At 50.1% G+C, this 14,098-nt stretch carries 10 protein-coding genes; 1 reads left to right on the forward strand and 9 read right to left on the reverse strand.

All coding sequences use genetic code 11. From position 1 onward, the window contains the following. Window positions 1-23: 23 nt before the first annotated feature. From AC13E3_RS19340 to AC13E3_RS19375, 8 genes are all read right to left on the reverse strand, one after another. Window positions 24-908 (reverse strand): glycosyltransferase, encoded by an 885-nt coding sequence (locus AC13E3_RS19340; RefSeq protein ID WP_482902375.1) that lies wholly within the window; start codon window positions 906-908, stop codon window positions 24-26. A 76-nt stretch (window positions 909-984) separates the two neighbouring features. After that, complete coding sequence (gene asnB / locus AC13E3_RS19345; RefSeq protein WP_482902376.1) at window positions 985-2,916, reverse strand: asparagine synthase (glutamine-hydrolyzing); 1,932 nt, start codon at window positions 2,914-2,916, stop codon at window positions 985-987. Window positions 2,917-2,964: 48 nt separating this feature from the next. Further along, window positions 2,965-4,479, reverse strand: coding sequence for an oligosaccharide flippase family protein (locus tag AC13E3_RS19350; protein ID WP_482902377.1), 1,515 nt, complete (start codon window positions 4,477-4,479; stop codon window positions 2,965-2,967). Window position 4,480: 1 nt separating this feature from the next. Beyond that, the gene (locus tag AC13E3_RS19355; RefSeq protein ID WP_482902378.1) at window positions 4,481-5,605 is read right to left on the reverse strand and encodes a glycosyltransferase family 4 protein; all 1,125 of its coding nucleotides are present in this window, start codon (window positions 5,603-5,605) and stop codon (window positions 4,481-4,483) included. Further along, window positions 5,602-7,017, reverse strand: coding sequence for an O-antigen ligase family protein (locus AC13E3_RS19360; protein ID WP_482902379.1), 1,416 nt, complete (start codon window positions 7,015-7,017; stop codon window positions 5,602-5,604). Before AC13E3_RS19360 ends, AC13E3_RS19355 begins: the two co-directional genes overlap by 4 nt. Next, the gene (locus AC13E3_RS19365; protein WP_482902380.1) at window positions 7,010-8,041 is read right to left on the reverse strand and encodes a polysaccharide deacetylase family protein; all 1,032 of its coding nucleotides are present in this window, start codon (window positions 8,039-8,041) and stop codon (window positions 7,010-7,012) included. Before AC13E3_RS19365 ends, AC13E3_RS19360 begins: the two co-directional genes overlap by 8 nt. Before the next feature lie 160 nt (window positions 8,042-8,201). Beyond that, entirely contained in the window at window positions 8,202-9,092 is an 891-nt protein-coding gene (locus tag AC13E3_RS19370; RefSeq protein ID WP_482902381.1) for a glycosyltransferase family 2 protein, read from the reverse strand. A 78-nt stretch (window positions 9,093-9,170) separates the two neighbouring features. After that, the gene (locus AC13E3_RS19375) at window positions 9,171-10,568 is read right to left on the reverse strand and encodes a hypothetical protein (protein WP_482902382.1); all 1,398 of its coding nucleotides are present in this window, start codon (window positions 10,566-10,568) and stop codon (window positions 9,171-9,173) included. A gap of 482 nt (window positions 10,569-11,050) precedes the next feature. Here AC13E3_RS19375 and asnB (AC13E3_RS19380) point away from each other — a divergent pair, with 482 nt between their 5' ends. Continuing rightward, a complete protein-coding gene (asnB, locus tag AC13E3_RS19380) occupies window positions 11,051-12,946 on the forward strand; it encodes an asparagine synthase (glutamine-hydrolyzing) (protein ID WP_482902383.1) in 1,896 nt (631 codons plus the stop codon). A 198-nt stretch (window positions 12,947-13,144) separates the two neighbouring features. On the opposite strand, the gene AC13E3_RS19385 is transcribed toward asnB (AC13E3_RS19380), so the two are convergent. Beyond that, entirely contained in the window at window positions 13,145-14,077 is a 933-nt protein-coding gene (locus AC13E3_RS19385; protein WP_482902384.1) for a glycosyltransferase family 2 protein, read from the reverse strand. Between the last annotated feature and the right edge of the window lie 21 nt (window positions 14,078-14,098).

The raw sequence follows: 14,098 nt of genomic DNA on the forward strand, positions 1-14,098 counted from the left end.
CATTATGAAAAACTGCATTACTATCACCTGCGAGGCACCACGGTGCGATATAGTGCCCTCCAGACAACCGGGTCCGATGGGGCATTCCTGAATGCCAAAACAATTGCTTTGACGGCTGCGACACGCTGCCCTGCCACTGCAAAATATCTCGCCTTTCGACAATAAAACCTTGCCAGGCCCCAGCGCTGATCAGCCCGCGGTAACGCAGATCCGTAGTTTTTCAGAAACCGCTTGATGATAAATTCATTAGCTTCAAATCGCCGACGCTTGTCTGAAGAAATCTGATTCGTCATAACACGGTACGAGGCGACAATACCAGGCTCATAATAAAACCGGTATTTCGCGGAAAACCTCAGCCATAGATCATAATCATCAGCAACACCCACCGAGGTATCGAAGCCACCCATCTCATCAAAGCATCGGCGTTTAACAAGTGCCGTAGTAATACTCACGCTATTATCGGCCAGTAGTTGCCGCGTAATACACCCGGAATGGCGCCTCATGTTTTTGCGGCTGATCACCTCACCCTGCTCATTGATCAGCACCTCATCACCGTGAACGATATCTGTGTCAGGGTTAGCATCGAACGCCCTGAGCTGTTTTTCAAGCTTGTCCGGGCACCACAGGTCATCTGAATCAAGAAACGCGATAAACTTTCCGCTACTATGTGCGAGGGCATAATTACGGGCAACGCTCTGCCCCTGATTTTCCTGATAGAAATATCTTACACGTTTATCTCTAAGAAAAGGCTCGAGGACTGCCCGGGTGTCGTCCTCCGAGCCATCATCCACCACAATCAGCTCAAAATCTTCGTAAGTCTGTGCCAAGACACTTGAGATTGCCGCAGGCAGAAAGTCAGCCCTGTTATAGGTGGGTGTCACAATCGAAACCAGGGGCATATCTTTCATCAAAACCACTTCCAGTCATTCAGCATTGAACTCAATACTTCGCAATTACCGACATTGAATTCTGCTTCTGAATTGCTCATCTTCGATCCTGCTCAGCCAGCCAGGCCTGGAACATAAGAATTCCCCACAACTCAAAGCTGTAATCCTCACGCCCGGAAAGATGCTGCTTCCAAAACCAACGCACAACGTCCGCATTCCAGTACCTCTGATTGGAAAGGGTCTGATAATTCAGCAGCCCCTCTGCCCATTCCCGCAAGGCGCCCCGCAGCCACTGGGCGATGGGTACCGCAAACCCCTGCTTGGGCCGGTCGATCAGTTCCCTAGGCACATGGCGATACAACACCGACCGCAACACCTGTTTGCCAACGCCATCCTGAACGTTCAGGGATGTCGGCAACCCCAGCGCGAAAGAAACAACCCGGTGATCCAGCAATGGCACCCGGGTTTCCAGGCTGCAGGCCATGGCGGCCCGGTCTACTTTTACCAGAATATCATCCGGCAGGTACCAGTTCAGGTCACGCCACATCAGCGTTTTCAGGGTTTCCGGTGCAATACTGTCCGGCAACGGAGCTGTCAGCCCGTAGGGCGCCTCTTCGGCTGAACCCAGTAACTGCTCCGGAAACGGCCAGTAAGACACCCGCTGGCGATAATATTCCGATAATGAATCTGCACCGGATACCGCACGGGTAAACGCCAGGCGCTGCTTTATGGCCCCCATGGACCGCCCCCGCTGGGACGGCACAGCCGCCCTGATCAGCGCAGCCATGGGCGTTTCCGGCAGGCGGGAAAGCAGGCTTTTTAGCCGGGCCTTCGGCGCTTTCCGGCTGTGCCAGGCAGACACCACGGCCGGATAACGGGTATATCCGCAAAAAAGCTCGTCGCCGCCATCGCCGGAAAGGGCTACGGTCACCTTCTGCTTTGTCATTTTACTCACCAGATAGGTGGGAATCTGGGAAGAGTCAGCAAAAGGCTCGCAATACATCTGCGGCAGCTTGGGGATCACATCCAGCGCATCCTGCTCGTTCACATACAGTTCGGTATGCTCGGTTCCAAGGTGTCTGGCCACGGCAGCGGCATGCTCGGCTTCATTAAAGCCCGCTTCTTTGAATCCGATACTGAAGGATTTCACCGGTGTGCTGGCCTGTTTCTGCATCAGGGCCACAACGGTGGAAGAATCAATGCCCCCAGACAGGAAAGCCCCCAGGGGAACATCGGAAATCATCTGCTCTGAAATCACTTCCGTCAGAAGCTTCTCAAGCTCATTGGCCGAGCCTTCCAGCGTCTGGCCGGGGCGCTCAGTAAACTGTTTTTCAAGCTGCCAGTATCGCTGTGGCTCTGGCATAACGCCCGGCTGAAGATTCTCCAGCCTGAAAGACACGTAGGAAGCTGGCAGCAGTTTGCAGATACCCTGATAGATGGAATGCGGGGCGGGAATAAGGTTGTGGCGAAGCAGCAACGGCAGAACCGATCTGTCGATTTCCCCGGCCCAGTCCGGGTGCTGCCGCAGCGCCTTGAGCTCAGACCCGAACAACAGCGTGCCCTGCTGCCAGCCATAGTAGAGGGGCTTTTCCCCCATCCGGTCCCGCGCCAGATAAAGAACGCCTTCTTCGCGGTCTACCAGCGCGAACGCAAACATGCCCGCAAATTTCTCAAGGGCTGGCTGAAGGCCCCACTGCTCGAACGCTGCTAGCATTACTTCCGTGTCGGAGTGGCCCCGGAAGATATGCCCCAGGGCTATCAGTTCGTTTTGAATGGTTTCGAAATTGTAGATTTCACCGTTGAAGGCAATTACGAACCGGCCATTGACCGAAACCATGGGCTGCGCACCTGCGGGGGAAAGGTCCTGTATCGAAAGGCGTCGATGAACCAGGCCCAGAGTTGACTCCTGCCAGGTACCCTCAGCATCCGGGCCACGGTGAGTTAACGCCCTGCCCATCGCGCGTAGCTGGGCCTCACAGGGCTTGGCTGCTGCATCGCCTGTGGCGAGAATGCCGGCAAATCCACACACTGATTCTTACTCCCGAGTTCCGTTTCCAGAGAATTGATAGGGTGCCGTTCAGTTCCGCCTTAACTTCTGCCGCACACGGCTTCCCAGAAATTCACGCTCACTGCCTGTCAGGGACAGAAACCAGAACCCTAAAAGGTACACCAAGGCACCGAGTATCACCGTAAGTATCAGAACGCCGTAGTTATCGATGCCAGAGTACCAGCGGATACTCGCAAGTACCGCGCCCAGCCCCAACAAAGGCAAAACCAGTGGTGCAAGGCTTTGGGAGAGATACTGGCGCACCGGCAAACCCAGTTCACGACAACTTGCCCGTAACACAACAGGCACAAGGATAAGCGTTGGTATCAGCGACCCCACGGCAACCCCAATGATTCCCCAGTACTGAACAAGAATAATACTGAGCACCAGGTTGGCCGCAGCAGAAACAGGCGTGAGCTTCGCCAGTATCCCATGCTTGTTGACCGCCGTAAGGTAACGGCTGCTGAAAGGATTCATCAGAGGTAATACCGTAAAGGACACCAGCAGCAGGATGATTTCATCGGATTGCTCGGTATATTCCGGCCCTATCCACATCGCCAGGAACGGCGTGCCAATACCCAGAATGCCGACACCCATAGCCGCCACCAGGCCAGCCACTACCTTACTGGCTACCAGATAAACCTTCCGCGATTCATCCCTTTTATCCCTGGCTGCGAGGTCGCTGAAAAACGGCATGAAAGCATGGGAAAGCGTCCACCCCAGTGCACGAATATAACGTGTAAGGCTCAGCGGAATACTGTAAAAAGGAACCGCAGCCGGGCCCAGAAACGAACCGATAACGATGTTGTCTGTGGCATTTTCCACGTTGGTTGCAACACCCTGAACGAAAGACTTCAGGCTGAATTGCAGCAATTCTTTTAACTTTGTCCGGCTGAAGTCACGCAGGTGGAAAACCAGAGCTCCGAACGCGGGCCGCGCTACCATCAGAAAATAGATCAGATATTTCAGAATCATGCCGGCGGCATTGACTCCCGCCAGTAGAAGCAAAGCGTTTTCTGGCGTCGCGTAGATGTAGAAAATGACCGACCCAGCGATGCTGTTGACGATCGTGATGTTGTTTTTGATGTGGTACTTCTGAAAGCCCTCAAGAAAGCTTTCCGCAACATGCCCGGGAAACACCACCAGCATTTGCCCGGCCAGAATGAGCATGAACAGTGTATAAACGACTGCCTTCTCGCCTTCCTGCGCCATGGTATCGGCGAACAGCAAGCCAAAGCCACCCAACAACAGCGCAACCACCACGCCACCGGCAAAAAGAAAAACAAATGCTGACGAGAAAACCTTCCGCAGGCTTTCAGTATCAGTTTCTGCATTATGTTTTGCAGCAAAGCGGCTGATGGCAGGGTTAATACCCAGGTTCAACATGCCCATGTAACCGAGCACAGATGCCACCATCTCCCAGATGCCGTAATCGTAATTACCCAGAAAGCCAATATAAATGGGCGTCATGATTAGGGTAAGGGTGAGCTTAACCAGCATCACCAGAACATTGGAGCCGGTGTTGACGATTAATGTTCGGAACACGTCAGTTTGCCCGTGCTTTCAGTTGTGTATAAAGGTCGGCAAGTGCCCGGGCGGGGCGTTCAATGGCGAAACGCTCGACTGCTTCAGGCTGATAACCCCGGAACGCCTCTGTACGCCGATCAAGATGTGTTATTTCTTCCACCAGTGCATCGGTTAAGGCCTGAACATCTCCTACGGGCACCCGTTTTGCCGGTGAGCCCTCAAGTACCTCGCCAAGCCCCTCGCAATTACTCCCAACAATGGGCGCACCTGCCGCCAGGGACTCCATCGCCAGAAGGCCGCAGGCTTCCCAGCGGGAGGGCATCGCAACCAGGTCAACGCCTTTCAGCGCACCGGCCATATTGTTGGTCTGTGGTAACTGGTGGAAATACTCCTTCAAACCAAGGCCCTCAAGGTAGGCGTAATCTTCCCGAATGAAACCACCCCAGCCAAAAGTGGCGACATGGGGCATCACTGGCAGAAGGCGTTCATCGCGAATACGCTTTATGGCCTGCACAATCAGCCGAAAACCCTTCTGCCCCATGAAACGGCCAAAAAAACCGATCAGGGGCGTATCCGGCGACAGGCCGATCGTTTCTCTCAGGGGTTCCGGTTTTCCGTCACGAAAATATTCCGTGTCTACGCCGTGCAAAATGCCCACTACCTGAGATGGCGCAACACCGGGAAAAAATTCGATCAGATTGGCTTTCGCATCTTCGGTTACTGTGTGAATTGCGCCCATACGGCGAAAAGCAGCCGCCATAACCCGGTGTCTGATATAGCCTTTAACACCCTGGAACTGGGATTGATTAAACACATCATGAGCGGTCATCAAATGGGGTTTGCTAATGCCAACCATCGCCAGTTCGGTAAGCACCCCCGCCGAAAAACCATGGGAATGAACCAGGTTGAAACTCGGGTTCTGTGACATCCGCCGGGCCTGCCACATGAATTTTATGGCCGTTGACTCTGCGGGAACTACCGTGATTCGCCCGTCGGGTAAAAATTCGGAAAGGTAATCACTCAGGCCATCATCCGGCGCTAACAGAGTAAATGTGAGGCCCTCAAACGCCGGCTGGCTGTATATATAACGGAAGAAGGTTCGTATTCCGCCACCCGGCTGCATTGCCGTCATCAAAATATTCATCTTTGGACGAGTCCCTGAGCGCTTTCCCTGTGTTTTTGCCAGACCCGCCCGAATCGTTGCGAGGGCAACTGTTCACTTTTCTCCGGGCCGGACTCCAAGGCTGTCAGTTTTCCTGTCAAAAGCTTCGAAAACACAATCATCATTCCGGCGAAAAGATACCAGTAATACTGAGATAAACCCCAGTAATTGGTGCTGTAAACCACGTACATCCAAAAAACGGCGATTAATGCTTTATTCAGGTTCTGATAGAACCGCAAGGTCGTACCTGGCTGTGCGTCCCCCAAAAGCTGGCTGTTATCACGAAACTTGCCGTAAATCTTCACCAAAAATCGCAAAAAGAACACAAACCCCAGAATCCCGGTTTCGATAAGAATTTCGGCGTAGAAATTATGGGAAGCCTGCCTCTTGCCCAGGATATGCGTCTTTGCTTCTGGCGTTGTACCTAGTCCATGGCCAACCACAGGCCTGCTAAAACCGAGGCGGAACTCTTGAATCATGCCATCGATTCGTCCATCCGCTGTGGAGGCATTGCTAGACTCAGACAAACCAACCAACGACAGGTATCGATCTTTCTGATCCGCAGACATCACGCCCCAGCCAGCAATGGCGATACCGATAGCAACAGCAATCAGCATCATCTTCCGACTAGATTCCTTGAAAACCATCCATGCTACAACCAGCAGCGCGAGAAATGCCCCTCTGGACTGCGTAAGAATCAGGGCGTAAAGCAAAGCTGGCATTGCAGCCAGGTAGAATAACTTCGCGGTGAAGCGACCGGACCAGACCAGATAATGCAGGAACGGAATTACTGTAGTGATTACAAAGCCCAGTTCATTGGGATTAATCACATCTGCCGGCGCGCCCGACAGCCTCTGTGAGAATTCTCCACTACCAATATAAGTCTTGCTACCCCAATAGCCCTGAGTAATGTTCAGAAATAGCGGCTCGAATACCCGAACAAGCTGGCAACCTACAAACACCACCAGGAAAATCTTGAGGCGTTTTTCGCTGTCTACAATCAGAACGGTGAAAAAAAGGAACGCAATAGCTTTCACAAAATCCGCCAGATTATTGCGGATAACACTGCCCGGCCACTCCACCAACGGCAAAGACAGCACCAGGTAGCCCAGAAAAACCAGCATGGCCTGCACAACCGGGTCTTTTGTCCAGCCTTTGAACTTTTCACGCTGAAGCACCAGAAGAATAGTCAGCAATAGCACCACAAGTAGCGTAGGACGAACCACTCCGTAGCCGGGAATGCGTGCGGAAAAGCGAAGAAAAAAGTCCAATAGGAAGTACAGGTACAAAAAAAAGGCAAACCCGCCAACGCTGCCTGCGCTTTCAAAGGCCTGCCGCTCACCTTGAGAGCCCTGCGCCCTAAACTGCCTGGTCGTCGGGTGCGAGTTATTCATAATTTGTGTTCCGTTGGGTCTTCCGGAGCCTGTGACCCAGATATTCAACACCCGATGCCGCTTTGTAAAACTGAAACATACTCTCGGAGCTCGAATGGCGACGCATGGCGTAACGCTGGCTTTGACCTTGCGCATCTGCAAAGGCAACTACTGCACCCGTAAAATTTGCCTGGCGAATAATCGGAACCTGTTCGGCCACAAAGTCCTCTGGCGTGCCATTTGGATAGCAGAAAGAGCGGGGCCTATCCCCTAAGTTAGCCACTATAGCATCCCGGGCTCCCATAATTTCATTCCTTGCCTGCTCCAGGTTGACCTGGCTTAAGCTGGGATGAGTAACCGTGTGCCCGCCAACCTCCAGCCCGTCGGCTTGCATTTCAGAAAGCTGAGCCCAGGTAACCGGGCTCGCCCAGCCCGGCGCTTTATCAGGCACACGAAGCCCCCAATGCGCAGCAAGATTTCGTAAAAAAGCATGCTTTTTCTCATCGGAAATACGCAGCAAATAACCAACAAGGTGCGAAAAAAGTTGCCGTTGCATCTCAGGAGTCGAGGGCGGCACCACAGTTTCAACACCGTCCCTGAAAGGGGTATGCGAGCTGGCTAAACCCGGCGCATTATCCAGAATCCAGGTTAACTGGTCCGGCCATAGCCAAAGGTTGCCATCAACAAACCCGGTGGTAACGTAAAACGTTGCAGGAACTTTATAACGCCGCAAGATTGGCCAGGCGATATGATAGAAGTCTTCATAACCATCATCCACAGTAATAGCAATGGAGTGGCGCGGCAGTTGTTCCTCCTCGAAACAACCCCTAATCATTTCTGTAACCGTGATGGGATTAAAGTGGCGCGCGATGTACGCAACCTGTTCCTCAAAACGCTCGGCACTGACTCCAACCACATGGGGATCAGACTCCGCCGCAGCAAAGCGGTGGTACATCAACATTCTTGCTTGGTCGGCCGTCAGAGTTTTAGCCAGCCTGTAACCGCCCCACTGCCCCAGAAATCGGACTAAAGGTGAAAGATTCATGATGATACCCGCAACTTGGGCTCGTAATCAGGAGAGGATATTTCTTCAAGCGGTTTTAAAAGCTGGCTTTCAGTACCCGCATAGGGGGTCAGCAGCCGGCCTATGACAAATAACACGGGTTCCCTGGACTGCATTCCCTTGCCTCAACCTTTTTGCGGCTCTACGTTAAACGCTCCCTGCCCGTTATCACTTTTAACGCACGCAAGGGATCAAGCGCCCCGGATTTTAACAGATAAGCGAGCGCGCCTATATACCGTTTCTCCTGTCGGCAAACCTGGGCCATGCGAAAGTTCAGCAAGGCTTTGCGCTTGCGAATGGTGGATGGCTGATAGGGAAAACGCGCCTGGGCGCGGCGAAGAATTTCAAAGCCATTTGTCCAGCGCCGCCGTTGACCGTTACTGCTTATGGAATCACCGTGGCGACGGTACTGGAAAACCTTTACCGGAATAAAACCGAAACGGGTCTTTTCCGCAATGCGAATCAGCATGTCGTGATCCTGTGCGGCTCGAAAACTCTCTTCAAAACCACCAATCTGATCATAAACAGATCGACGCACCAGCGCATTTTGCGGAAGAAGAAAATAGCAGTCCAGCAGAACGGCGTTGGCATCATTCGGCTCGACATGATGGGGAGAGTGGATGTCGTAGAGCCAGCGGCCATCGGCATCAACACCCTCCCCCATTCCGTACACCAGCCCAACTTCCGGATGGCTGTTTAAATACTCAACCTGGGCAGTGAGTTTTCCGGGCAGGAACAGGTCATCGCTATCAAGAATGGCGACAAATTCTCCGGATGCGGCCTCGAGCCCCAGGTTCAGAGCGGCAGACTGCCCCCTATTTTTCCGTCCTGGGTGAGTCAGCAACTTCAGCTTATTTAGTTCGGCGTATTCCAAGAGAATTTCGTAGGTGCCATCCGTGGAGCCGTCGTCCACAACGATCAGCTCTACGTTTGGGTAGTCTTGGGCCAGGACAGAGTCCACAGTTTCTTTTATGTACCTCACACGGTTGAATGCCGGAATTATTACCGACACCCACTTATCGTCCTCCTTCAAATCACTCTTCCTCATCCATGTAACAAAACATCCTTACTGATTGGGATTTTCTACGCAACGCTACGCTGCAGCATGAACTTACTCAACCTGCACACGCGGCGGTGGGTTTGGAGCGCTGCCGCAACTTTCGCAGAGGGGAAAGCCCAGCTCATTCACTTGCCCATCCTCATTAACGACGTACAAGTAAGCTGCCTCTGTAAAATTAACATCATTCCTACCCGGGTTTATCGTGATTCGGTTGTTCGACCACTCAACGGGAACCTGCAGCTTATAAGACTTTAAATCACTGAACTTTGGCTTGTCGCCAATCAAAACGCGACTGAAGCGATGGTCCATGTAGATATCATCGACCTCGACCTCTTGGAAAACCTGGATTTTACCATTGAAACCCAGAAGCGCTATGGTGGGGCTCCACTTACCCTCAAAATCTTTACCGGGGCCGAAAAATTCTTCAAACTCCTTTTTCCCATTCACTCTTGCCGTAACCTTGCCAATACTCGAATCAATAAATAGCTCCATAAAGTTCCATTGGCCCGGCATAAGATCAGCCAAGAACTTGGCTTGCTCCTGGCTGAAACCTACAGTGCCGCCGATCAGCCTGTTGGTCCAAGCCAATCGGATGCCTTCTCGTCCGTTAGGGTCTTCCCAGACCCGAATGTATTTATTCGCCCCCGGGGCAAGATATCCTGTACCCGAATCGCCTGCAAAATCCGTATGAAAAGTAAGCTCCGCCCCTGACTTTAATCCTACCAATTTTTGACCAACAAGATTATTGGCATTACGTTGGCCGGGAAGCACAAATTGCAACATGTCCTTCGAAATCCCGATCTCGCTTCGACCAATAAAGCTTCCTTCTATACCATTGATAACTACCGCCTCATTAGGGATGAATTGGCCACGCTGGTTCAAAGGCGTCGTTGACCAATAAAACCTCGCATCATATTTCGGCTTCATAAACCAGGCCACATAAAGCTGCGAGTTATCCACAGGGGTGTCAAAGCCTCCGTAAGCCTTGGGCCAACCCAAGAAGGAGTTTGCTCCCTTCATGAAGTAATGCGCCTCGCTTGATTCAAGACGATCGTTCGCCAGCCTATCTAATACCGGAGCACTGACCTCCAAAGTAGATCCTACCTGGGGTTTCACCCACAAGGTTTCTGGGTCAGTGTTCGGCCTCTGGATCTCCTGACCATGCGAAAAGCTTGCATGATGATCATTCAATACCCCGTTTTCGTACGCGTACTCCGCAAAGTCCATTAACACGGGAGGGGCTTGACCGGGCCTTTCACCAAAACCACTACCTTCAACAACGAGCTGCTCGCCAGCAACCACCTCCACCCTAGTTACGTCAACAGCCGAAGCCAGCGGGGAAAATGTAAAAATAAAACAGGCCGCAATTCGGCCAAATCCATTTAACCCCGCAGAGCGGCCCGTGCGGCGGTTTTTTTCATTGACTCCCCGGAGCTTTTCAATGACCATCTCATTAGCCTCTTCCAAGTGATGTTTTCAGTGTAACCAGTCTAAACACACACGCGCAAAGAAATCAGACCTGAATCACGGCAAGACATAACACAACATACTTTTACCTTAAAAAACGTGTATCTAACAACGACATATAACTATCACCTGAATCCGTGACTTCAAGCTTCCAAAACTACGCCCAAAGCCTGCAATAACAAGGCTTTTTGCGATACAATATCCCCTGGCATCCTTTCGCCCAGTCAATGCATGCGGCTCATACGTACTTTCACTCTCCAAGAACCCCGAACCGAACTCTATACACCCCATTGCGGACTGGCCTTGACAGACGACGGACAACAGCAGCCTCTTCAAAGCCACCCGGAAAACCATGCCGGGGCAATCAACAGCGCTACAGATTCAGGCTATAATGCGCAACTCTCGGCTCTACTTCTTACGCCGTTGGGAGTCTATACTTTTAAGCATTTCAAGGAGGAACACAAGTGTGCGGAATCGCCGGCTACTGTCAGAACTATAACAAGTATACTGGGACAGACCTTAAGAAAATGACTGATGCATTGAAACGGAGAGGCCCTGACGATTCCGGGCATTTCGTCAATGACAGCGTAGGTCTGGGGATGCGGAGGCTCAGTATCATTGATATCGAGCATGGCCAACAGCCTGTCCACAGCCAGAGCGGCCAGTACATTGCTGTATTTAATGGAGAAATCTACAATTATCAAGCCTTGAGAGATGAGCTTACAAATTGTGGCTTTAACTTCCGCTCGCACGGTGACGCTGAAGTCATTGTCAATTTATTTGAAAAAGAGGGTCTTCAAGCCCTGAACCGGCTTAGGGGAATGTTTGCGATTGCAATATGGAACACCGTTACTGAAGAATTGTTGCTAATTCGTGATCAATTAGGCATTAAACCTATTTTTTATAGCACAGATGACTCCTCAATAATATTTGGCTCGGAAATTAAGGCCTTACTAGAGGTTTTACCTGAGAAGCTAGATGTAAATGGCCAGGCACTTGATGCGCTTTTTGCTTATACCTATATTCCAGCCCCCCTATCGATCTGGAAAAACGTGAATAAACTTAAGCCGGGTCATTATTTAAAATGGCATAAAGGGCAAGTTGAAGAACACAGATATTGGGATTTATTGGATTCACTAGACGGTGATACGCCATCTATTTCCGACATCCGAGAAAGCATCGATGATACGATAAAGGCTCACCTCACCAGTGACGTAGAGGTCGGCGCATTTCTCTCCGGCGGGGTTGATAGCAGCACTATTGTAGCCAGGATGCAGCACCAAACCCCCCTTCCCATCCAGGCTTTGTCCGTAAAGTTTGAAAGCAAAAGTCATCTCTTTGACGAAACAACTTATGCCGAAGAGTTAAAAATGGCCCACGGCTTTGACCTGCATGTCCACTCGGTCGACTCTTCCAAATATTCTTCAACTTACGATGCAATTCTTGCATTCGATGAGCCATTTTCAGATGACTCAATAGTCCCAAGTATGGCTATTTCAGAATTGGCCGCTAAACGGCTAAAAGTAGTAATGTCCGGAGCTGGTGGAGATGAGGTGTTTGGCGGCTACAACAGGTATCAAGGGGTCGCATTACACGGGATTATTACAAAGCTACCAAGAATTTCGAAACGCTTCATTCTAAGCCCTCTAATTCAACTAGCAGGCAGAATTGTAGGGCTTGGGAGCCGCCGAGGAGACCTGCTTCAACGTTTCTCAGAAAGCTTGGGGGCTTCATCAGATGATGCTTACCTGGGGTACATCACCGCCTCTACACCACAGGTTCGCCGGAAACTCCTGGCGCCTCGCGTTTTGGAAAAACTAGACATGGACCTTACTTATCGGCACATTCGCGATCATCAAATCCGCGGCGGCGGTCTTGATCCAGTGAAAAGAGCAATGTACGTGGATTTTAACACCTACCTGCCAGAAGATGTTCTTGCGTTATCTGATCGAATTGGGATGTGGCACTCACTAGAGATAAGAACCCCCCTAGCCGATCGCGTCCTGGCAGAGTTAGCTTTTCGTTTGCCAACTCAAGATTTAGTATCCACCCGCAGCAAAAAAATAATGTTCCGAAAAGCTGTATCACCTTGGCTGCCTGAGAGCTTCTTAAGTCACCCCAAGCAGGGTTTCGAAGGGCCAACTGCTAGCTGGCTAAGGGAGGAAGGCCAAAAAGTATTTAGAGACGCAATGAAAGAAGATGCTCATAACGCTCAAAGCTTCCTAAATCACTCGGCTCTCGAACACTTTCTCCAAGAACACATTGAAGGTAAAGCAGACCACGCCAAGCGCCTGTTCACTGCGTTCACTGTGATGCAATGGAGTTCTATTTTCGCGCACCGAATTGGAAAAGTTGCCTGACCTGGCATCTGGACATCGGTAGCTCTGCCCGATGAATATGGGCAAATTTCATAAGCAACTAAATATAGAGTATTTTTTAATTTTAATCGATATTCCGCCAACAAATATTGTTATGTTCGACTATATTATTTCCAATTATCAAATTAACTGTTGACCAATTTAATTAAAAATTTATAGCCAGGGACGGGTAGTTTCTGGCTATATTCTTACCTTGCGGTTGAACAATCGCTTTTTTAACATGTAAAAAACTGACGGATTCTCTTTTTCTATTTCCAGATAGTGCGTTAAAACATCCCCAGATATTGCCTTCCTTCCAACTAATAACTTATTAGATGAGCGAATACCATCAAAGCAACCTTTGAAAAAGTAAATTAAAAAACCGTCCCTCAAAGAGTAAACAAACATTGCTCCCAGGCCTACAAAAAGTTTTCTAATTGCCATAAAAACCGGATAATGCCGAATCGCCAAAAATATCTGGTTTCGGGTATCGTAGTAGTAAGGCCTCCAACTCAACCTTCCTCCTTCAGCATGAGAATGTCGAACAACAATTTCTGGAAAATAAATGACTATTGAGCCTAGTTTCATTATTTGAAGGGCTAAATCAGGACCCTCATGACTTATAAAGAAACTCTCAGGATATAATTCAGTTTGCAGTAACAGATCACTACGGAAAGCCACTGCACCCTCACTTATCTCATAAGTCTCAAATTCGATATTTTGGAACTCCTCAATTTTCCTATGGTGCATCCAGTTCACCTGTTGCTCTGTAAGGTCATCGATTACTTTGAAATTAATCGCACCGAGATTATTATTTTTATGGAATCTTTTAATTATCAATCGTATTGCTTCATCGGTTAGCCCGAAAACATCATCATCCAACGTTATGATGTACTCGCCCAAACTGTTTCTGATCCCTATGTTCCGAGCTCCCACACCAATATTATCATCTAAATGCATTATCTTCAGTCTACTGTCAGTAGAAGGTAACTCGCTAAGATCTTTTTCATCTCCATTATTAACCACTATTATTTCTAGCGGAGAATACTCGTTTGAAAGAATTTCGGTTACATTCCGAAATATTTCTTTGGGCCTATTAAAAGTCAAAATCACAATAGAAACCAAGGGATCCATTAAATAAATTCCTAGTACAAA

Source organism: Marinobacter sp. L-80 (assembly GCF_056859395.1).